This is a genomic window from Aeromonas sp. FDAARGOS 1418, from assembly GCF_019048585.1.
Classification (GTDB): Bacteria; Pseudomonadota; Gammaproteobacteria; order Enterobacterales; family Aeromonadaceae; genus Aeromonas; species Aeromonas caviae.
This window is the reverse complement of the sequence record NZ_CP077387.1, coordinates 4,104,027-4,123,921: the sequence shown is the minus strand read 5'-3', so window position 1 is coordinate 4,123,921 and position 19,895 is coordinate 4,104,027. Positions and strand designations below refer to the sequence as shown.

Below are 19,895 nucleotides of genomic sequence, written 5' to 3'. Positions count from 1 at the left end.
GGCTAAGCGCTTGCCCAAAGGAATGAATAAAGTCATTTGATATACATCATTGAAATATTCCATTAAACAGATGATGCCAAAACGAAATGCTGAACTATGTCTGTAGCATGTGACTGATTCTTAAGTGAGAATATTTTATGAGATTTTTAATTTCCCCCTTTGTGGGGGCAGGGAAAATCAAGTTTGGTATGACTCCTGACCAAGTGAGATTATTATTAGGGGGAGTGTTTGACTCTTTTAAAAGAGCGGAGGAGTCTGTATTCCCATGTGATTACTTTGAGAATTTAGGCGTGTTCGCATATTACAACGCCTCTGGCGTTTTGGAGGCGATAGAGTTTACTGAACCAGCGGTTCCAGAGTTCGAAGAAATGGACTTGCTAAAAATTCATTTCAAGGGCTTGATCACGTATCTTTCAGATAAAGACAAAGGCCTAGAAGTAGAGTCTGCATCGCTAACATCCCATGTGTTGGGTATAGATGCATACGCTCCTGATGCGGATGACAACACATCATTACCTGCTGAAAGTATTATTGTCTTTGAAAATGGCTATTATGATTGATTAGAGTCAGTTGATATTTCGATAAGTATTTGTTAAATCCTATTATTATTAAGATAAGTATAAAAGTTAGCTAGGCTGTAATCAATATGTTCATGTTACAGAATTTTACTTGGAAGATAGATGAAGAGCAGGTGGAGGAACATCGAATTAAGAACCATGAGTGGTATGCTTGCCCATTTCTCTAAAACGTATCAAACAAAATTTACCCCATTGTCATAAACAGGAACTAATTCTTTGATAAATAATGAAAAATATTTTATCGATGAGGTTGAAAATGGAATGGGACGTTGCCTTGTCTTGACAGCTCCTTGGTCGGATAGTTTTAAATCAATAATCGATAAAGAAAATATTTCAGTGCTTCGTTTAAGTCAATCCGCAGGCTGGAATGGAAATGACATTTCATTTATAAATTACTTGCCTTCTCTTTCTGGCGTTGAAATTTATTCTTGGGGTGTCAAGGATATCACTCCATTAGAGTCTATCAGTAATCTTGAATATTTAGGATTACAGTGTGAGTTTACGAAGGCTCCTGATTTTTCCAAACTAAAAAATTAAAACTACTTAAGCTTTTTTGGAGGCCTAAAGCGAAGACGATTTTCGCTTGTGATGAATTGAATCTGCTAAATATTGTTAACTATCCTTCAGAAAACTTGAAAGAACTTAATAGAATGTCTTTATTAAGACGTCTACAACTAACCTCCAAAAAAATAAAATCATTGTCAGGAATAGAGGAACTTAGCTCGTTATCCATTCTAGATTTGGCCGACTGTCCTAAGCTAGAAGATCTTTCAGGCATAGATAAGTGTCAGCAGATAGAGATTATAGAAATTGAAAACTGTAAAAGAGTTTATGATATAGCTATTTTGAGTGAGCTAAAAAACCTCAAAGAGATTGTATTAACTGACTGTGGGGCAGTTAAATCTTTGAGGCCACTTGCACACAGCCAATCATTAGAAAGTATCATCTTTATAGGGGACACAACCATTGAAGATGGAGATCTGACTTCCTTATTGGATATTCCAACGCTAAAGAAAATGTGGTTTGCTAATAAACGTCACTACACCCATACCCGAGAACAGGTGATGGAAGTGTTATCTTGAGTAATCAATCATGAATGATATTCATGCATTTTTTTGAGGGTAGCTTACAACCCGGCAGAAAAGTTATGTATGTCAAGATTGCTCACAATCTTATCTTGCCGATTATCTGCTGAGCATGTTGCCAACACTCGAACTGGTATCAGAAATCTTGTCAATGACGTTGTTCGGAAAATAAGAATAACCGTGATGATGCCAGCCCCCTTCGTACCTGCTTGCTGGGGAGGCTACTAGTGTTGCAGTCAAGGAAGAGAAATCAGCTGAGTTGAAAAGAAGTACACTGAGATGCGACTATGAGTACTTAAAATCAGTTTCTCTATCTGATTCAGAATGCGGACACCGATAGTGAAAAGAAAGACATCATCGGTCAGTGACTTAATGAAAGTAGTGCTTCCCATGGAGTCAATTATCAACTTGAAGATGATGGCTCATCAACTGAATTTGGAGTAATATCCAGGGAAGGAAAAATCCACTTTGAAGAAGGCATTCGCCAACCAGAGTATGAACTGCCAGATCAAAAAAGGCCAAACAATATAGGTTTGTATGGATATGAAACTGACAGAATTTAGTTTGTGGGCATTTAAACTTGAACTTGGTTTGGCACGAAAGTTCACGCTGTTCAGCAGATGTGTTTGTGCCCATTTTGAGCGCCACTTTGATCCTATAGAAACAGATGGTGTTTATAGGGTTGTTGTAAAACTTTGTGGGCCAGATGAAAGAGTTGGTACCACTGAGTTAAGTAGCTCAGTGATTAAGTATTATAAGACGTTCGATTATGACTATTTTGAGGGGTTGAATATAATCGCCAAGAAAAGGTTTCTTCTTGATGCACTATACAGCTCACTTATTTCATTGTGCGATATGGAAGGATGGCCGAAGAGCCCCTTTCATGAAGCGTACGAGATGGTTGTTCGAGAAAATTTTGTCAATTTATACACAATAAAACGTAAGTTAAGTCGGAATAAAAGCATGTCAGCTGAGTTGGTTGGAAGTCATGATGAAGAAGCGTTTAACTGTTTCATTGTGATAAAAGATAATGATGGTAATGAGCTTCTTAATGAACACCTTTTCTCTGAAGAACCGGATGAGTTTTTATTTAATGCTCGTATTGGTGATATTAGATGGGTTGACAAAACGACTGTTCGGTATCAATCAAAGGATAAGAAAGAATTAGGTCTGTTTGATATTGGAGATGTAACCTCCGATTAAATGACATTGCAAAGAGTTACGATGATTGTGCAGATATAGCTATCGCTAAAGTAGTTCACGAAAAGAAAGATCACTGTGATTATGGCAAGATGCCTCCGTTTCCTATTCTAGGAAGCGAGAATCGAGTTGGTTGGGTGTAGTTGAAAATCTGGTTGATGCCTGACTCTATAGCATTCAACGTGATATATGAGTCACTGCTCTTGAGTAGTATCGGCAGAGCTTCGCTCTCGCAGGGCTGGATTCAGGAGCCAAGATGCTTCATATTGGTTTCATCGATAAAGGCTACCGAATCAACGGCGAGTGCTGCTAAAGTTGCCACCAAGACAGAAGGTGCTGCGGGGGGAAAAAATTCGACATCCCAAGGATGTAAAGCGGCTTAAGCCAAAGAGACAGACCTTTCGAGCTACTAAAAGATGTGCAAAAACACCGACATCGCAAACACATTTAACCCATTTAAAGGTCTTCCCGCGGATAAGTTAGGTACGAGAAGAACTGCGATAGAGTATGACTTTGGTGACAGCTATAAAGTTCAATATCATCCCGAAGACCATAATTTATCCGATGTAAGTGGATATAAAGAAGCGCATTTAAATAATGGTGGTAAGGGGTTAATGAGTAACTATCATGAATATTAACACTATGAATAAACTTTTTTGTGATCATTGTATGGTGAGTGATGATGACTATGAGTTTAATCGGTTTGACAAGTCGTCTCTGAAAGACACTGTAAGTGTTACTAAAATCTATGTAAACGGTGAGAGTTATTCGGCATGGAAAGACTCTGCACCTATAATATTGAATTATATAGAGGATAAATATCTTTCTAAAAAAATAGATATATATTGTTTTATCGTTAGCCCTTCTTGGAGATTGGACTCTCGTATTGTGCGATACAATGGACTAAGTAGGTCGATAAATAAACTTGTTGATGGACAACCATTGAGCTTTATTCTCGAGAGAACAGTTTTTAGTGATAATTACGTAATCTTTTATGGTGTCGCTAGGCTAACACGGGAAAATGCTAAATTCATATTGAATTTTATATCTGAGAGTGAAAGTGGTATTTTGTTTTCAAAAGAAATCGTTAAAGAGACCGTTCATGATGGTGATTTTACTCTGTTGATAGATGAATTGTCGTCTCTTATATCTAGAGAAACTAAAACATCTACTTTCAACCTAAATGTAGTCGATGCCATAAAAGTAATTTTGAGTCGAGGGAGTCACGCTATTTTCCCTTATGCTTGGGAAGAGACCGGTGACTATCATCTGGATGTATTTAACAATGTTTGATACGGTCTATGTATATTATAGGTGCACATTGGTAATGTCGGATACATCATGATTTTATATATGATCCCTCATAGAGTAATATTCTATTAAAGTTGATGTGAGTGTCAAAATCAACACCAAGGCTACCGGATCAACGGCGAGTGCTGCTAACGTTGCCAGCATTACATAGGAGGTGACGAGGGTTGCAAAGAAGGTGCGTTGCAACATGAGATTTTGGCTCTGGAATAAATACCAGAACGGTAAAATCAGTGATAATACTGTAGGTCATGAACAGGACCCATGGCGATCATGACAATAGATGGCCCACTTGAATGACAAGGCTGGTGAAGACATTGATGACTAATATTAATGTTGTATGCACGTTGGACGTTTCAAGAGAAAACGAAACGTACAATCTCAGTGAAATTTCTCAAATGGTTAATTTGAAGGTAGTTGCCGCTCGATGGCAGATTTCTTCTCGAAATCGCCTTGAAGCGCGAATTATAGTTTTAAGGTTTATTTTTAGTCTTATTGTTAAAAAAATACCTGGATTTAAGTTGTGGTGTGTTGTTGGTGACTCAGTTTGGCAAAGTGATACACGGATTATAAGGCACAATAAACTTTTTAAGAGATTAAAGGAACGAGGGGTAGAGATAAGCCACGCAGCTCACTTTTTGGAAGAACTTGTAGAATCAGATGGAAAGTTGAAGTTATTTGGTGCTGCTCAATTATCTGAGTTGTCAATTGAATCAGTGGTGAGTTTGATGGAGGAGGAATCATGCTCCTATCTTATTGCTGTGCCAGAAGAGTTTGAAGTTCATGCGTTAATATGCCGAGGGTGGAATGCTAGTGAATTGATAGATACAAGGTTATTGTGCGAGATTGTTAAAAGTAATGGTCTGGTTCTTAAAATGGTTGGTGCCTTTGATGATCCAGAGTCAGGGTTCGTCGGAATAGGGACGCCAGAGATGGTGAAGGTGTTAGTTGCGTAAATTTATAAGAGAGTCAAGGAAGAGAGCAGGGTACTGATATAATAAATAAGAAAGGTATGGTGACGGGCTTCGCCTTTGTGGGCACCAGATGTGCGAATTTTTATACAGAGATATGGGTAGATCTAAAATCGTGACTGTGTGGGTAGTCGAGATTTTGTGAAGAGAGTATGCAGAAGTGTATTTATTTATATTTTTTAAAATGTTCATAAATATAGGTAATAATATCGGAAAAATCAGAACTTTTCTTAAAGATGATGTTAGGTTTTTTGGGTGGTGTCAAAATTAGGGATTGATTATGTCATATCGTGATGCACTGAATGAGGCTATTCAGCATTGGAACTCAGACTTCATAGAGGATGAGTGGTTTTTTGAAAAGTTTAGAGATGATGCCATCGGCAAAATGAGTCCATCTGAAGCATTTTGTTTTATAAATGAAACTATCGAATTTTTAATCAGAGAAGATGATGAGTCTACCGCTTGCGAAATATTGCAAACGATTATTGGTCTTGCAAGAAAAAGCCAAACAACTGAAGTGCCGAACGCTCTTGTCGAGAATAGGGAAGTAATTGAAAGCCAGTTTTGTCAGAGAGGTGAGTACTCAAAAGGTAAGCTTGCAGAGCTGTTTAGGTATTATAGAATTTCGTGATGGAATGATGAACCATCAACCTTTCATAACGAGAAGCAGTTTTCTGAGTGGTTGACGAAAATGTAAGGGAACGTTTTGAGGTTATCTGGTTTGATGAACATTAAAATACTCATTATTTTCCAGGGATTTAGACGCATTTTATAGTGCGTGTGGTGGTGTGAAGTTATTTTGGGTCGTGACTATGTCATGGAGAATGTTAGTCTGGATAGGTTTGTTTTATCTAACCTACTAATACTGCCAGAAGGATGGGGTACAAGACGTACCTGGCCATGCAAGTTCAGATGACTGGTATATCATCGCGAAAGCAGGGCCTTAAATAAAATGTCGATTGACCTATATAAAAGTTGTATGGGTACAATGAGCACAGGTCTAGGTATCATCCGCATCACATGGCCTTGAGAACATCAAGCTAATGATTCGAGATATAGAAGCGCCTCCTTTGTGGAGGCGTTTCTATTGGTGGTCAGGAACGTTTACCCATACTAGCGCGGGTAAAGTGCGCCCTGATCGGCCAGCAAGGTGGTCATGCCGGCGGCCTTGCCCGCCTGAATGCCTATCCGGGTGTCTTCAAACACCAGGCAGTTGGCCGGGTTGGCGCCGAGCTGTTCGGCCACTTTCAGGAAGGTGTCCGGGTGGGGCTTGTGATTGACCACATCATCGGCACTCACCAGCACGGAGATGAAGGCATCGAGCCCGGTCTGACGCAGGATGTACGCCGCATGTTCCCGGGTTGAGCCGGTGCCTATGCCCATGGGCACCTTGCCGTGGTACTGCCTGACCAGCTCCCACATGGCGGGAAACACCCGGACGTCGTCGATCCGTGCCAGGTAGAGGGCCACCTTGCGCCGGGCAAAGGCTTCCACGTCGATGGTCAGCCCGTGCTGCTCTGCCAGCATGGTCACTATCTTGCGGGTGGGGATGCCGCCGTACTCGTTGAGCTGTGCCCGATCAAACGGCAGGCCGAACTCGGCACTGGTGATTTCCCAGGCATCCAGGTGCAGAGGCATGGAGTCCACCAGGGTGCCATCCATGTCGAAGATCAGGGCGTCGTACTCGTCGAATCGGGGCTGTTCACTCTGGTGATGATCGCAGGGGGATGACTGGGGCATGGGGGGCGTCCTCTTCGGCAAAGGCTCACCCTAGCAGATCCGGCTTGCAGATGTCGCGACCTTCATCATGGTAGGCAGTGGTTTTGACCATCGGCTAATGATTTATGAGACAATAATGTGCCTTGCACCCCCTGTGCCGATATCTCACATGAGCGAGCCTGCCTATGTCCCCCAAAACCGTCTTCTCGAGCGTGGCCCTGGTGATCGCCCTGGGCTCACTGGAAAAGAGCATCGTCACCACGCCCTTGCCCATCATAGGGGTTGAGCTGAACGCCGGTGTCGCCCTCACCTGGGTAGTGACCGCCTATCTGTTGGCGGCCACTGCGGCCCTGCCCATCTATGGCAAGTTGAGCGACATGTTCGGCCGGGTACGCATGCTCAACATCGGTATCGGCCTGTTTCTGGCGGGATCCGTGGCCTGCGCCCTGGCCCAGGATCTGCCGACCCTGCTGGCCGCCCGCGTACTGCAAGGGTTGGGGGCGGGGGGCTGATCGCGCTCGCCTTCACCGTGATCGCCGACTGTATTCCGCCACGGGAGGTGGGCAAGTATCAAGGGTATATCTCGGCGGTCTATGCGGTCTCCAGCATCGCAGGCCCGCTGCTCGGTGGCTATTTTACCGAGCAGCTCAGCTGGCGCTGGATCTTCTGGATCAATCTGCCTCTCGGTGCCATCGCCCTCTGGCTGGTGAACCGCAATCTGGGTCACCTCAATGTGCGTCGCCACAGCCGCTTCGACTGGAAGGGAGCGGCACTGCTCATTACGGTCACCACCCTCACCCTGTTGCTGCTCTCGCCGGAAGCGGCCTTGCCCGCCGTCTGGCTCGCTGCTGCGCTGGGGGTTGCCCTGTTGCTGCTCGTCCTGGCTGAGCGGCGGGCGCACGACCCCATACTGCCAGCCCACCTGGTGCGCCTGCCGGGTTATCTGGTGAGCGTGCTGCTGGCGCTGGCCTCGCAGCTGCTGATGTTTGCCGTGCTGGTCTACCTGCCGTTGCAGATGCAGTGGCAAAAGGGGATGAGCGCCAGTGACAGTGGCGAGATCATGGTGATCTTCATGGTCTGCATCACGGCGGGGGCCTTCGTCGGCGGCAAGCTCATCGGTCGCACCGGTCACTACAAGCGTTTCGTGGTGGCAGGTTTTGCCCTGGCAGCGCTGGCCCTGTGGCAGATCCACTTCGACCTCTGGGCCAGACTGGGACTGGGGTTTGCCGGATTGGGGCTGGGTCTGGTGCTGCCGGCGCTGTCGGTGGTGGTGCAAAATGCCCTGCCGCGAGAAGATCGCGGCATCGGCATGTCCCTGTTCAACTTCGGCCGGGAGCTGGGCGGGGCGGTCGGTGTCGCCATCTGGGCCGTGTTGTTCCATGCCGCTCTGCCAGCAGGCAGCAGCCCCAATCTGGCCAGCCTGAGCCCGGCCGAACTGGCACCCGGTTTCAGCGCCACCTATATCGGCATGGCGCTGATCGCCACCGCCGCCCTGCTGGTCACCTTGCTGGCATTGAAGCGCCACGAGCTGGCCAGCAAGCACGCCTGATGGTTGCTGTCGGATACAAAGAGGGCTCCCTGCGGGGAGCCCTCTTCATGGGATCAGGCTGGTGCCTTTCCTTCCGTGTCGTGGCCTTGTGCCACTCAGGCCGCTCATCGGGCGTCGGGGCGGGAAGGTGACCTGACAGGCTCGGGTTGCTGGCGCTCGGCCTGGGCATCGAGCTCCTTGCCGAGGAAGTAGTTCAGGAAGGTGCGGATGACCGCGATGATGGCGAGGCGCACCAGCTCCTCCTTGCTGGGGGCCACCGTGGTGGCCAGGATGTCGGCGGCGAGCTGGAACTCCAGCGCCAGGATGAGCCAGCTGCCGAAGCAGAGGCGGATACGGGGAAAGCCGGGCTCGTGATCCCGCACTCTGGCCGCCAGCCAGAGGGTCTTGCCAAGGCCGATGACCACGCATGCGATGGAGATGATCTCCAGCAGCAGCTGGAACAGCTCCACCCCGTGCATCATGCCCTCTTTCAGGCTCGCTATCTCGAACACTCGGGTTACCTCCCTGATTCAAAAGAGACACTTTTAACACGGCTTGGGGGCCGGTTCCAACTCAGAGTCTTCTGAGCATCATGGCTATCTGGTCGATGAGCTGACGAGCGGCAGGGCTGATGGCCGCCAGTTGGAAGTAGCCATGAATGACGCCATGCTGCCGCTGGCAAGTGGCATCGACGCCAGCCTGCACCAGCTTGCCATACAGGGCTTCCCCTTCGTCGCGTAGCGGATCATATTCCGCCGTGACGATATGGGTCGGCGGCAATCCTGACAGGGCGGGATGGTGGAGCGGGCTGGCTTCGGGATGGCAGGGGGGCAGGCTGCCCAGGTAGGCGTGAAAACCGCTTGCGAGCATGTCCCGGGTGATGAGGTAGTCGTCACCGAGATCGCGGTAGCTTTGGCTCTCGCAGAGGGCATCCAGCATGGGATAGAGAAGCAGCAGGGCCTTGGGCAAGGGGGCGTTGGCAGCCTTGAGCCGCAAGGTGGTGATCAGGGCGAGATGACCCCCTGCACTGTCGCCGGCAATGGCGAGACGTGCCGGATCCCCATGCCATTTCTCCACCTCGGCCATGATGGCCCGCGCGGCGGCCAGCGCATCATCGTGAGCCGCAGGATAGGTGTGTTCCGGGGCGAGGCGGGTGTGTACGGCGAAGATCAGGGCACTGGCCCGGTTGCACAGCATCCGCATCTGGCGATCGTGGGTCTCGAAATCCCCGCTGACAAAACAGCCGCCGTGAAAATAGATCAGCACCGGATACGCGGGGTCCGGTTTGTCTGCGGGCCGATAGCAGCGGATGGCGTGGTGATCGGCCTGCCACTCTTCAATGGCGCCCACCTCTTCCCGCTCACCGCCCAACAGGGCAGAGGCTAGGTAGCCGTCACGGCGCGCCTGCCAGCTCAGCTGGCTCGCCTTGGGACGACCTGCGGCGATGAAGTCTGCCACCATGGCTGCGATGGCCGGTTCGAGTTGTTTTTCCATAAGACACCAATGACTGTATATAAAAACAGTCATTGTGCGCTTTTGGCCCGTGAGCGCAACCGGCGTTAGCTGAGGCAGCTCACAAAATCAGGCTTCAATCAGCACGAATTCAATCACATAGAGGGGCGGCAGTGCGGGGTAGATATCGCGGATCACATCTTTAAGCTCGGGGAGGGTCATGTTCTCCTGACGGGCGTGCTCGTCGCTCAGCGCCTCGAAGGCGACCGCCTTGACCGAGATGACTTCAATGGTGCCAAAAGGCTGGTGTTCCGGGTTGGTGAACAGGGCCAGGCGCTGGCCGGGCCGCCAGTTTGCCTCGCTCTCGTCGCGGATGGTGATGGTCTTTCGGCCAGCCTGGATGTCGGCGACAAAGCGGCTGAAGAAGGTGAATGCCGGGTAGGCCGGGGTGTGCTGGGTCATGTCGTCTCCGAAGGACAAGGGGTGAGAGGGCGGCTCAGGCCGCGGCGGGCCCATTTTAGGAGGGGCGGGGGGAGCGTGCAGCACTTTTTACCCCGACATGTGAAGGGCGACCGACTGCGTTCACGGACCGGTAAAATGGCCGCAACTGAACCTGAATGTGAGATGATGCGGTCTCCTCTTTCTTGATGTGTAACAAATCAGGGGGACGGGCTCTGTGGTCTGATGGCGTCCGAGGCCGGCCGTGGTTGACGTTGAACAAAAGGAGCAAGTGTGAATTCCGAGTTGATCTGGGTGCTCAGCATGCTGGTGGGTGCCATTCTCCTGTTTATTACCAACAAGGTACGCATGGACGTGGTCGCCTTGTTGATCATCATCCTGTTCGTGTTGAGCGGCACCCTGACCCTGCCGCAGGCGCTGGCAGGATTCAGTGATCCCAACGTCATTCTGATTGCCGCCCTGTTCGTGGTGGGGGAGGGGCTGGTGCGTACCGGCATCGCCTATCAGGTGGGAGATGCCCTGGTGAAGGTGGCCGGCAGCAGTGAAACCCGCATGCTGGTGCTGCTGATGGTGGCGGTGGCGACCCTGGGGGCCGTGATGAGTTCGACCGGGGTGGTGGCCATCTTCATCCCCGTGGTGCTGAGCGTGGCGAACCGGATGGGGATCCCGGCGGGCAGACTGATGATGCCGCTCGGCTTTGCCGGCCTTATCAGCGGCATGATGACGCTGGTGGCAACCCCTCCCAACATGGTGGTGAACAGTGAACTGATGCGCCACGACATCCAGGGGTTCGGCTTCTTCGGCTTCACCCCCATGGGGGTCATCATTCTGGGGATGGGGATCCTCTACATGCTGCTGATGCGCACCTCCTTGGTGCGTGAAGGAGAGGAGGGCAAGGGCAAGCAGATGGGACGCAGCACCATGCGGGATCTCATCCGTGACTACCGGCTGGCGGGGCGCGCACGCCGACTGGCGATCCGGCCCGACTCCCCCCTGATCGGCCAGACCCTCGACGAACTGCAATTGCGTGCCCGCTTCGGGGCCAACGTCATCGGGATGGAGCGCTGGCGCAAGTTCAGGCGGGTGATGGTCAGTGTCACCGGGGTGACCGAGTTCCAGGCCAAGGATGTGCTGCTCATCGACATGTCGGATCCCGAGGTGGATGTGCGGGAGTTTTGCAGCGAGGCGCGGCTCGAGCCCATGATATTGCGCGGGGAGTATTTCTCCGACCAGGCGCGGGAGGTGGGCATGGCGGAGGTCTCCCTCATCCCCGGCTCCCGGCTGCTCGGCAAGAGCATCCGCGAGGTGACCTTCCGTTCCCGTTACGGCCTGAGCGTGGTGGGGATCCGCCGGGATGGAGAGGCGCTGACCGGCAAGCTGGTGGACGAGGCGCTGCAGATGGGGGATACCCTGCTGGTGGTAGGGAACTGGAGCCTCATTCGTCAGTTGCAGACCCATCATCGCGATTTTCTGCTGCTGGGCCTGCCTGCGGAAGTGGACGAGATGGCGCCGGCCCGCAGCCAGGCCATCCACGCCCTGATTGCCCTCGGGGTCATGATAGTACTGATGGTGACGGATCCCGTGCCCAACGTCATCGCGGCGCTCATCGCCTGCCTGCTGATGGGCAAGTTCCGCTGCATCGATCTGGAGAGTGCCTACAAGTCCATCCACTGGCCGACCCTGATCCTCATCGTGGGCATGTTGCCCTTTGCCCTTGCATTGCAGCAGACCGGCGGGGTGGATCTCATCGTCGGCGCGCTCATCTCGGCGGTGGGGGAGATGGGCCCCAGGGTGATGCTGGCCAGCCTCTTCGCGCTCTGTGCCGTCATCGGGCTCTTCATCTCCAACACGGCGACGGCGGTGCTGATGGCGCCCATCGCGCTGGGGACGGCCCATCAGATGGGGGTATCGCCTTATCCCTTTGCCATGACCATCGCCATCGCCGCCTCGGCAGCCTTCATGACGCCGGTCTCGTCGCCGGTCAACACCCTGGTGCTGGGCCCGGGCAACTACAAGTTCATGGACTTCGTGCGCATTGGCGTGCCCTTCACCTTGCTGGTGATGGTGGTGAGCGTCATCGCCATCCCCTGGTTCTTCCCGTTCTGACGACAGCAAACGATATGGCGGCCTGCGGGCCGCCTTTTTATTGCCCGCAGTGCTCTGCGAGATGAAAAGGGCGGCATCACGCCGGAGCAGGGCATTGCGCCGTCGCAGAGGAGAACACAAGGCTTAGCCGTTGATACATGCGGGGCGTTGCAGGCGCGCGATGGCATGGAGAGGGGAAGAAGAGCGGCAAACGCCGGATACAAAAAAACCAGCATGAGCTGGTCTGTTTGGTACTGCTTTCGATGGTGCGGAAGGAGAGACTCGAACTCTCACGCCTAGGGCGCCAGAACCTAAATCTGGTGCGTCTACCAATTTCGCCACTTCCGCAAGAATAATGGTGGCTATGACGGGATTCGAACCTGTGACCCCCGCATTATGAGTGCGATGCTCTAACCAACTGAGCTACATAGCCGTCTTGTGCACGACTTGCGTCGAATACAAGCAAAAATGGCTGGGGCACTAGGATTCGAACCTAGGTATGGCGAGATCAAAACCCGCTGCCTTACCGCTTGGCGATGCCCCAACAGTGTTCTTTGCAATCGGATGATTGAAGGAACGTTTTTCAAACATGGTGGCTATGACGGGATTCGAACCTGTGACCCCCGCATTATGAGTGCGATGCTCTAACCAACTGAGCTACATAGCCGTTTGTTGTCAACCACAAACGTGGAAGAGAACAGAAAAATGGCTGGGGTACTAGGATTCGAACCTAGGGATGGCGAGATCAAAACCCGCTGCCTTACCGCTTGGCGATACCCCAACAGCGATGCCTGACAGAGACTATCAAGCATCATTCAAAAATGGCTGGGGTACTAGGATTCGAACCTAGGGATGGCGAGATCAAAACCCGCTGCCTTACCGCTTGGCGATACCCCAACGACGATGCCTGACAGAGACTATCAAACATCATTCAAAAAATGGCTGGGGTACTAGGATTCGAACCTAGGGATGGCGAGATCAAAACCCGCTGCCTTACCGCTTGGCGATACCCCAACTAGAGATGGTGGCTATGACGGGATTCGAACCTGTGACCCCCGCATTATGAGTGCGATGCTCTAACCAACTGAGCTACATAGCCAACCGTGCTTCCAGTGAGTCGTTGCCTCGTCACTGTGCGGCCGGAATTATGCGTATCTGGCTCTGGGGCGTCAACCCTTTTTTTGTTTGAAAAAACGAATTTGGGTGCGTTTGGCGAGTTATTGGCCGCTGTCGTGCAAAAGCCCAACAATCTGGTTTTTTTTACGACATTCGCACCCAGATCGCGCCTCTGGCCAGATAAAAAAGAGGCCAGCAAATGCTGGCCTCTCATGGGGTTAGACGTTGAACAGGAAGTTCATGATATCGCCATCCTTGACGATGTAGTCTTTCCCTTCCGCGCGCATCTTGCCTGCTTCCTTGGCGCCTTGCTCACCCTTGTAGGTGATAAAGTCGTCGAAGGCGATGGTCTGGGCGCGAATAAAGCCTTTTTCGAAGTCGGTGTGGATCTTGCCAGCGGCCTGCGGGGCGGTGGCACCTACGGGAATGGTCCAGGCGCGCACTTCTTTCACACCGGCGGTGAAGTAGGTCTGCAACTTGAGCAGTTCGTATCCGGAGCGGATCACCCGGTTCAGGCCCGGCTCCTCGATGCCCAGATCCGCCATGAACTCGGCGCGGTCTTCGTCGTCCAGCTCGGCGATGTCCGCCTCGATGGCGCAGCAGACGACCACGACAACGGCGTTCTCGGCGGCGGCTATCTCACGGACCTGATCCAGATAGGGATTGTTCTCGAAGCCATCTTCCGCCACGTTGGCGATGTACATGGTGGGTTTGAGGGTCAGGAAGTTGAGGTGGCTGACGGCGTCCAGCTCATCCTTGTCCAGCTTCATGCCGCGGATCATCTGGCCGTTTTCCAGGGCAACCTTGATCTTCTCCAGCACTTCCACTTCCAGCTTGGCATCCTTGTCGCCGCCTTTGGCACGCTTGGACTGGCGATTGATGGCGCGCTCGCAGGCATCCAGGTCGGAGAGGGCCAGCTCGGTGTTGATCACCTCAATGTCGTCGGCCGGGGAGACCTTGCCCGCCACGTGGACGATGTTCTCGTCCTCGAAGCAGCGCACCACGTGACCGATGGCTTCGGTTTCACGGATGTTGGCGAGGAACTGGTTGCCAAGGCCTTCGCCCTTGGAGGCACCGGCCACCAGGCCAGCGATGTCCACGAACTCCATGGTGGTCGGCACGACACGCTGCGGATTGATGATGGCCGCCAGCTGGTCGAGGCGGGGATCCGGCATGGGGACCACACCCGTGTTCGGCTCAATGGTGCAGAACGGGAAGTTGGCGGCTTCGATGCCGGCCTTGGTCAGCGCATTGAACAGGGTGGATTTGCCTACATTGGGCAGGCCCACGATACCGCATTTAAAACCCATGGATTGTTACCTTGTTGATGGATGCTTCAAGGGGCCGCGCGGGCGGCCCGTGTCGTGTTGCTTGACCCCGAGGCGAGGGATCTCGCCAGGGGGCCGGTCATCTTGAACTGCCTGGCGATGCAGGCTGAAGGCCTAGACTTTCTCGGCCTTGAAACTGTGCAGGCGATTCATGGCCTTGGTCATGTCCTGCTTGAACAGGATGTCGGTGGCGCGCAGGGATTCGTCCAGCGCGGCCTCAATCAGACTCTGCTCACTGCTGGGCGCCTTGGTCAGCACGAAGCCGGCGACCAGCTCCTTGGCGCCCGGATGGCCGATGCCAAGGCGCAGCCGGAAGAAGTTATTGTTGTTGCCCATCCTGGCGATGATGTCCTTGAGGCCGTTATGGCCGCCGTGACCGCCCCCTTGCTTGAACTTGGCGATGCCGGGAGGCAGGTCCAGCTCGTCGTGGGCCACCAGGATCTCCTCCGGGGCGATCTGGTAGAAGCGCGCGAGCGCCGCCACGGCCTTGCCGGAGAGATTCATGTAGGTGTTCGGGATGAGCAGCCGCACATCCTGCCCGTCCACCAGGAAGCGGGCGGTGTGGCCGAAGAACTTGGGCTCTTCGCGCAGGCTGACATTGTGCCAGCGTGCCAGTTGCTCCACATACCAGGCGCCCGCATTGTGGCGGGTCTTGGCATATTCGGGGCCGGGATTACCCAGCCCGACAATCAGTTTGATTTGACTTGTCACGCTTGATGTCTTCACTCGCTACTTGCCATGGGCGGATGACCCGGGGCAATGGGACGCAATATTCTAGCCGCCGAGTGGCGATCACTCAACCAAAGTGCGGCAAGGTCGGGGAAAAGCTGGACAGAAGGGCTCGGGTGGGGTGGCTCGTCCGAGGTTTTCGTCTCTTGCCGAGTGGAGGCTGGCGGCTGGCGCCAGGCACCCAAAAAAACAAAAACCGCCATTCGGCGGTTTTTGTCACGACAGGGTCTATCAATGCTCGAACATGGCAGAGATGGACTCTTCGTTGCTGATGCGGCGAATCGCTTCGGCCAGCACGGAGGAGAGGGTCAGCTGCTTGACCTTGCCGACTGCCTTCATCTCCGGGGTGAGCGGGATGGAGTCGGTGATGATCAGCTCGTCGATGACCGAATTCTTGATGTTTTCAACGGCGGTGCCGGAGAAGACAGGGTGGGTCGCATAGGCGAACACGCGCTTGGCACCACGCTCTTTCAGCGCTTCGGCCGCTTTGCACAGGGTGCCGCCGGTGTCGATCATGTCGTCGACGATGACGCAGTCACGACCGGCTACGTCGCCGATCAGGTGCATGACCTGGGAGACGTTCGGACGGGGACGACGCTTGTCGATGATGGCGATGTCGGTGTCGTCCAGCAGCTTGGCGATGGCACGGGCACGGACCACGCCGCCGATGTCCGGTGACACGACCACGGGGGATTCGAGGTTCTTGGCCTTCATGTCTTCCAGCAGCACCGGGCTGCCGAACACGTTGTCGACGGGGACGTCGAAGAAACCCTGGATCTGCTCGGCATGCAGGTCAACGGTCAGCACACGGTCCACACCCACGCTGGAGAGGAAGTCGGCGACGACCTTGGCGGTGATGGGCACACGGGCGGAGCGGACGCGGCGGTCCTGACGGGCATAACCAAAGTAGGGGATAACGGCAGTGATACGGCCAGCTGAAGCACGACGCAGTGCATCCACCATGACGATCAATTCCATCAAATTGTCGTTGGTCGGGGCACAGGTGGATTGAATGATGAAGATATCGCCACCGCGTACATTCTCGTTGATCTGTACGCTGATCTCGCCGTCGCTAAAGCGACCTACGGCAGCATTGCCGAGTTTGATAAACAGGCGATCTGCGATCTTCTGGGCTAGTTCCGGCGTTGCGTTACCAGCAAACAGCTTCATGTCAGGCACGGTTTGAAACCTCGGGGTTGCATCCAGTATGTGGGGAGTCTGATTTTAGACCCGTATCGTTTGGGGGCAAACGATTTAGCAAGATGACGGACAAGGTCTCTGGGCGATGTCGAGGATGGCGTCTCATCACCCGCAGGGTGGGTGGACGGGAATCCACCTTGAGCGCCATCGCGTCAGATTGGCCCAAGACACATCGACGAGGTCAACACCTCCCGATGCGGCCTCAACAAGGAGAGAGTTGGCTGGGGTACTAGGATTCGAACCTAGGAATGGCGAGATCAAAACCCGCTGCCTTACCGCTTGGCGATACCCCAATCACTCACTTGTTGCAAAGTGACGAAGAGTGGTGATATGTTCTCGCCCTTGGCGACAAACCCATCCCAGCCTTCCGGCACTATTGCCAACGCCTTCCGAGCAGCCATTTCGTCTTCAAATCGAGCAAAGACGCAGGCGCCAGTGCCCGTCATTCTTGACGGCGCGTATTCTAGCAACCAGCCGAGCGCATTGGCAACCTCGGGGTGGCGCTTTTTCACCAGCAGTTCGCAATCGTTTTTCCACTCTCCTGCCAGCAGATTGTCCAGGGTCATCTTGGGGGTGTTGCGGGGCAGGTCGGGATCCTGGAACACGGCGGCGGTGGCCACATGGCAATCGGGCTTGAGTACCAGGTACCAGGCATCCGGCACCTCGACCGGTTGCAACCGCTCCCCCACGCCCTCTGCGAAGGCGGCCTTGCCCCGCACGAACACCGGCACGTCGGCGCCCAGCTGCACGCCGAGCTCGGCCAGCTCGTCTTCACTCAAGCCGGCTTGCCAGAGGTGGTTCAGGGCCACGAGGGTGGTGGCCGCGTCCGACGAGCCGCCCCCGATGCCACCGCCCATGGGCAGTACCTTCTCCAGCCGGATATGGGCTCCCTGCGGACTGGCCAACCGGCTCTGCAACAGTCGCGCAGCCCGGATGATGAGGTTTTGTTCATCGGGCACGCCGGGAATGGCCGGGCTCAAGGTGAGCTGGTCGCTGCCGGGGATCGGCTCGAATTCGAGCCAGTCGCCGTGGTTGAGGAAGATGAAGAGGGTCTGCAGTTCGTGGTAGCCATCGGGGCGGCGGCCGTTGACGTGCAGGAAGAGGTTGAGCTTGGCCGGGGCGGGCCAGCGGATCGGCGCCTGGTCGTGCATCATGGTGCCAGGGTCCACTCGTTGATCTGCAGCTTGAGACGGCTCTCCTGCCCGGTCATGGTGAGCAGGTGGGGCAGGCGATAGCCGTCCTGATCCCGATAGTCCCCGTAGACGATCTGCCACTGGCCGTCGCGCACGCTGGCGAGGCTGGCATCGGGGTTGAGCTCGAATTCGGCCTGCCCCGGCAATCCCTTGATCCACTCAGGCAGTCCGGCCACCGGAATGTGCCAGCCGGTGAGCTGATAGACCAGGAGCTCGGCATCCTGGCTCTGGTGCTGTTTTCCATCGTTGTCGAGCAGAGTCACCTCGCCGCCGGTGCGGGAGAGTTCCAGAATATGGGTGCCGATGAGGCTGGTGAGGTTGAGGCGATAGTCGTCGCCGTTTTGCTGCCAGTTGAGGCGGGCGCTGCCCTTCTGGCGGGTGGTGATGATGGCCATCTTGCCCGACAACTGCCAGTGTGTGAGGCGTTCGAGGCGGGCGCGCTCCTGCTGCCAGTTGACCTGATCCCGCTGGGGTTGGGTGGTGGTACAGCCCGCCAGCACCAGCAGGCAGGCGAGGGAGAAGATACGCAACAACAAGGTGGAGCTCCGCAGATGAGGTTTGCGACAGTATAAGGGGCGGCCGTATTGCTTTTAAAGACTTACCCTTTCTCGTACAATTGTCGGCCTCTACACCCTGTGCATGAAACGATCATCACCCACCCATGAGTCTGCTTGCCCTCGGAATCAACCACAACACCGCCAGTGTCGCCTTGCGGGAGCGGGTCGCCTTTGGCCCGGGCCGCATCGATCGCGCCCTGCGTGAGCTGGTGGAGCAGCCTGGCGTCAGCGAGGCGGTGATTGTCTCCACCTGCAACCGCACCGAGCTCTATTGCAGTCTGGAGCAGGGGCAAGGGGAGCAGGTGCTGAACTGGTTGCAGCGGTTCCACGGGCTGGAGGCGAGCGAGGTGCTCTCCGCCATCTACCGGCACCAGGACGAGGAAGCGGTGCGACACCTGATGCGGGTGGCCTGCGGCCTCGACTCCCTGGTGCTCGGGGAGCCGCAGATCCTGGGGCAGATCAAGCAATCCTACGCCCACGCCCAGCAGGCGGATGCGGTGAAAGGATCCCTGGAGCGCCTGTTCCAGAAATCCTTCTCGGTGGCCAAACGGGTGCGCACTGACACCGAGATCGGCGCCAGCGCGGTGTCGGTGGCCTTCGCCGCCGTGAGCCTGGCCCGCCGTATCTTCTCCGATCTCTCCCAGACCAAGGTGCTGCTGGTGGGCGCCGGCGAAACCATCGAACTGGTGGCCCGCCACCTGCGCGAGCAGAGCGTGACCCGGATGATGGTGGCGAACCGGACCCTGCAACGGGCCCAGTTGCTGGCAGAGGAGTTCGGTGCCCAGGTAATGACTCTGGAGGAGATCCCGGACTACCTGCACGAGGCGGACATCGTCATCAGCTCCACGGCAAGCCCCCTGCCCATCATCGGCAAGGGCATGGTGGAGCGGGCGCTCAAGGCGCGTCGCTTCAAGCCCATGTTCCTGGTGGATATCGCCGTGCCCCGCGACATCGAAGCCGAGGTGGACGAGCTCTCCGATGCCTATCTCTACACGGTGGACGATCTGCAGGGCATCATCGAGCAGAACCTGGAGACCCGCAAGCGGGCGGCCGCCGAGGCGGAACTCATCGTGCAGGAAGAGCGCGACGAGTTCATGGGCTGGTATCGCAGCCAGCACTCGGTGGATCTCATTCGCGATTATCGCCATCAGTCACAGCAGGTCGCCGACGAAGAGTTGCAGCGGGCCTTGCTGGCCCTGCAACAGGGTGAAAATGCCGAGCAGGCGCTCAAGGCCATGGCCCATCGCCTCACCAACAAGCTGATCCACGCACCGACCCAGGCCCTGCGCCAGGCCGCCGCCCAGGGGGACAGTCACAAACTGGCCCAACTGCGTCAGGTGCTGGGATTGTCACAAGAATCATAGTGTTGGGACGGCCCTTTGCCGTC

At 54.1% G+C, this 19,895-nt stretch carries 18 protein-coding genes, 9 tRNA genes and 1 pseudogene; 10 read left to right on the top strand and 18 right to left on the bottom strand.

Translation table 11 applies throughout. From position 1 onward, the window contains the following. Positions 1-137: 137 nt before the first annotated feature. The 7 genes from I6L48_RS19265 (at position 138) to I6L48_RS19235 (ending at position 5,773) form a co-directional block, all read left to right on the top strand. On the top strand, positions 138-560 hold the full coding sequence (locus I6L48_RS19265) for a hypothetical protein (RefSeq protein WP_216987611.1): 423 nt from the start codon (positions 138-140) through the stop codon (positions 558-560). 234 nt (positions 561-794) lie between these two features. Beyond that, the gene (locus I6L48_RS19260; RefSeq protein WP_139739518.1) at positions 795-1,115 is read left to right on the top strand and encodes a hypothetical protein; all 321 of its coding nucleotides are present in this window, start codon (positions 795-797) and stop codon (positions 1,113-1,115) included. A gap of 113 nt (positions 1,116-1,228) precedes the next feature. Then, positions 1,229-1,660: a leucine-rich repeat domain-containing protein gene (locus I6L48_RS19255; protein WP_139739519.1), complete on the top strand. Its 432-nt coding sequence runs from the start codon at positions 1,229-1,231 to the stop codon at positions 1,658-1,660. Positions 1,661-2,206: 546 nt separating this feature from the next. Next, positions 2,207-2,866, top strand: coding sequence for a hypothetical protein (locus tag I6L48_RS19250; protein WP_139739520.1), 660 nt, complete (start codon positions 2,207-2,209; stop codon positions 2,864-2,866). A 624-nt stretch (positions 2,867-3,490) separates the two neighbouring features. Next, positions 3,491-4,156, top strand: a complete 666-nt coding sequence (locus I6L48_RS19245; protein ID WP_139739521.1) for a hypothetical protein — start codon at positions 3,491-3,493, stop codon at positions 4,154-4,156. 323 nt (positions 4,157-4,479) lie between these two features. After that, positions 4,480-5,127, top strand: coding sequence for a hypothetical protein (locus tag I6L48_RS19240; protein WP_139739522.1), 648 nt, complete (start codon positions 4,480-4,482; stop codon positions 5,125-5,127). 295 nt (positions 5,128-5,422) lie between these two features. Beyond that, a complete protein-coding gene (locus I6L48_RS19235; RefSeq protein ID WP_042878175.1) occupies positions 5,423-5,773 on the top strand; it encodes a hypothetical protein in 351 nt (116 codons plus the stop codon). A 482-nt stretch (positions 5,774-6,255) separates the two neighbouring features. Here I6L48_RS19235 and I6L48_RS19230 read toward each other — a convergent pair whose 3' ends face one another. Beyond that, positions 6,256-6,882 (bottom strand): HAD family phosphatase, encoded by a 627-nt coding sequence (locus tag I6L48_RS19230; protein ID WP_042878177.1) that lies wholly within the window; start codon positions 6,880-6,882, stop codon positions 6,256-6,258. A 164-nt stretch (positions 6,883-7,046) separates the two neighbouring features. On the opposite strand from I6L48_RS19230, the pseudogene I6L48_RS19225 reads away from it, so the two are divergent. Next, positions 7,047-8,410: pseudogene (locus I6L48_RS19225) on the top strand (MDR family MFS transporter). 104 nt (positions 8,411-8,514) lie between these two features. On the opposite strand, the gene I6L48_RS19220 reads toward I6L48_RS19225, so the two are convergent. From I6L48_RS19220 to yqfB, 3 genes are all read right to left on the bottom strand, one after another. Continuing rightward, positions 8,515-8,901 (bottom strand): DUF1622 domain-containing protein, encoded by a 387-nt coding sequence (locus I6L48_RS19220; protein ID WP_010673839.1) that lies wholly within the window; start codon positions 8,899-8,901, stop codon positions 8,515-8,517. 61 nt (positions 8,902-8,962) lie between these two features. Further along, entirely contained in the window at positions 8,963-9,883 is a 921-nt protein-coding gene (locus I6L48_RS19215; protein WP_216987610.1) for an alpha/beta hydrolase, read from the bottom strand. A gap of 87 nt (positions 9,884-9,970) precedes the next feature. Then, positions 9,971-10,303 carry a N(4)-acetylcytidine aminohydrolase gene (gene yqfB, locus I6L48_RS19210; protein ID WP_042014549.1) on the bottom strand — a complete coding sequence of 111 codons (333 nt, stop codon included), beginning with the start codon at positions 10,301-10,303 and terminating at the stop codon, positions 9,971-9,973. A 270-nt stretch (positions 10,304-10,573) separates the two neighbouring features. Here yqfB and I6L48_RS19205 point away from each other — a divergent pair, with 270 nt between their 5' ends. Then, complete coding sequence (locus I6L48_RS19205) at positions 10,574-12,406, top strand: SLC13 family permease (RefSeq protein ID WP_042878180.1); 1,833 nt, start codon at positions 10,574-10,576, stop codon at positions 12,404-12,406. A 243-nt stretch (positions 12,407-12,649) separates the two neighbouring features. On the opposite strand, the gene I6L48_RS19200 is transcribed toward I6L48_RS19205, so the two are convergent. The 14 genes from I6L48_RS19200 to lolB all read right to left on the bottom strand — a co-directional run bounded on the left by I6L48_RS19200 (position 12,650) and on the right by lolB (position 18,487). Next, a tRNA-Leu gene (locus I6L48_RS19200) sits at positions 12,650-12,733 on the bottom strand. An 8-nt stretch (positions 12,734-12,741) separates the two neighbouring features. After that, positions 12,742-12,818: transfer RNA gene (locus I6L48_RS19195), tRNA-Met, on the bottom strand. Positions 12,819-12,854: 36 nt separating this feature from the next. Further along, positions 12,855-12,929, bottom strand: a tRNA-Gln gene (locus I6L48_RS19190). A 46-nt stretch (positions 12,930-12,975) separates the two neighbouring features. Beyond that, a tRNA-Met gene (locus I6L48_RS19185) sits at positions 12,976-13,052 on the bottom strand. A 39-nt stretch (positions 13,053-13,091) separates the two neighbouring features. Beyond that, positions 13,092-13,166 (bottom strand) — tRNA-Gln (locus tag I6L48_RS19180). 41 nt (positions 13,167-13,207) lie between these two features. Beyond that, positions 13,208-13,282, bottom strand: a tRNA-Gln gene (locus I6L48_RS19175). A gap of 42 nt (positions 13,283-13,324) precedes the next feature. Then, a tRNA-Gln gene (locus I6L48_RS19170) sits at positions 13,325-13,399 on the bottom strand. An 8-nt stretch (positions 13,400-13,407) separates the two neighbouring features. Continuing rightward, positions 13,408-13,484, bottom strand: a tRNA-Met gene (locus I6L48_RS19165). A 235-nt stretch (positions 13,485-13,719) separates the two neighbouring features. Next, entirely contained in the window at positions 13,720-14,811 is a 1,092-nt protein-coding gene (ychF, locus tag I6L48_RS19160; RefSeq protein WP_010673843.1) for a redox-regulated ATPase YchF, read from the bottom strand. Positions 14,812-14,943: 132 nt separating this feature from the next. Beyond that, positions 14,944-15,540, bottom strand: a complete 597-nt coding sequence (gene pth, locus I6L48_RS19155) for an aminoacyl-tRNA hydrolase (RefSeq protein ID WP_041215615.1) — start codon at positions 15,538-15,540, stop codon at positions 14,944-14,946. A 249-nt stretch (positions 15,541-15,789) separates the two neighbouring features. Then, positions 15,790-16,737, bottom strand: coding sequence for a ribose-phosphate pyrophosphokinase (locus I6L48_RS19150; protein ID WP_010673845.1), 948 nt, complete (start codon positions 16,735-16,737; stop codon positions 15,790-15,792). Between the two features lie 239 nt (positions 16,738-16,976). Beyond that, positions 16,977-17,051: transfer RNA gene (locus I6L48_RS19145), tRNA-Gln, on the bottom strand. Then, on the bottom strand, positions 17,031-17,909 hold the full coding sequence (ispE, locus tag I6L48_RS19140; RefSeq protein WP_216988089.1) for a 4-(cytidine 5'-diphospho)-2-C-methyl-D-erythritol kinase: 879 nt from the start codon (positions 17,907-17,909) through the stop codon (positions 17,031-17,033). The genes I6L48_RS19145 and ispE overlap by 21 nt, the downstream gene beginning before the upstream one ends. Then, the gene (lolB, locus tag I6L48_RS19135) at positions 17,909-18,487 is read right to left on the bottom strand and encodes a lipoprotein insertase outer membrane protein LolB (RefSeq protein ID WP_216987609.1); all 579 of its coding nucleotides are present in this window, start codon (positions 18,485-18,487) and stop codon (positions 17,909-17,911) included. Before lolB ends, ispE begins: the two co-directional genes overlap by 1 nt. A gap of 125 nt (positions 18,488-18,612) precedes the next feature. Here lolB and hemA point away from each other — a divergent pair, with 125 nt between their 5' ends. Next, entirely contained in the window at positions 18,613-19,872 is a 1,260-nt protein-coding gene (gene hemA / locus I6L48_RS19130; RefSeq protein WP_216987608.1) for a glutamyl-tRNA reductase, read from the top strand. Positions 19,873-19,895: the final 23 nt, after the last annotated feature.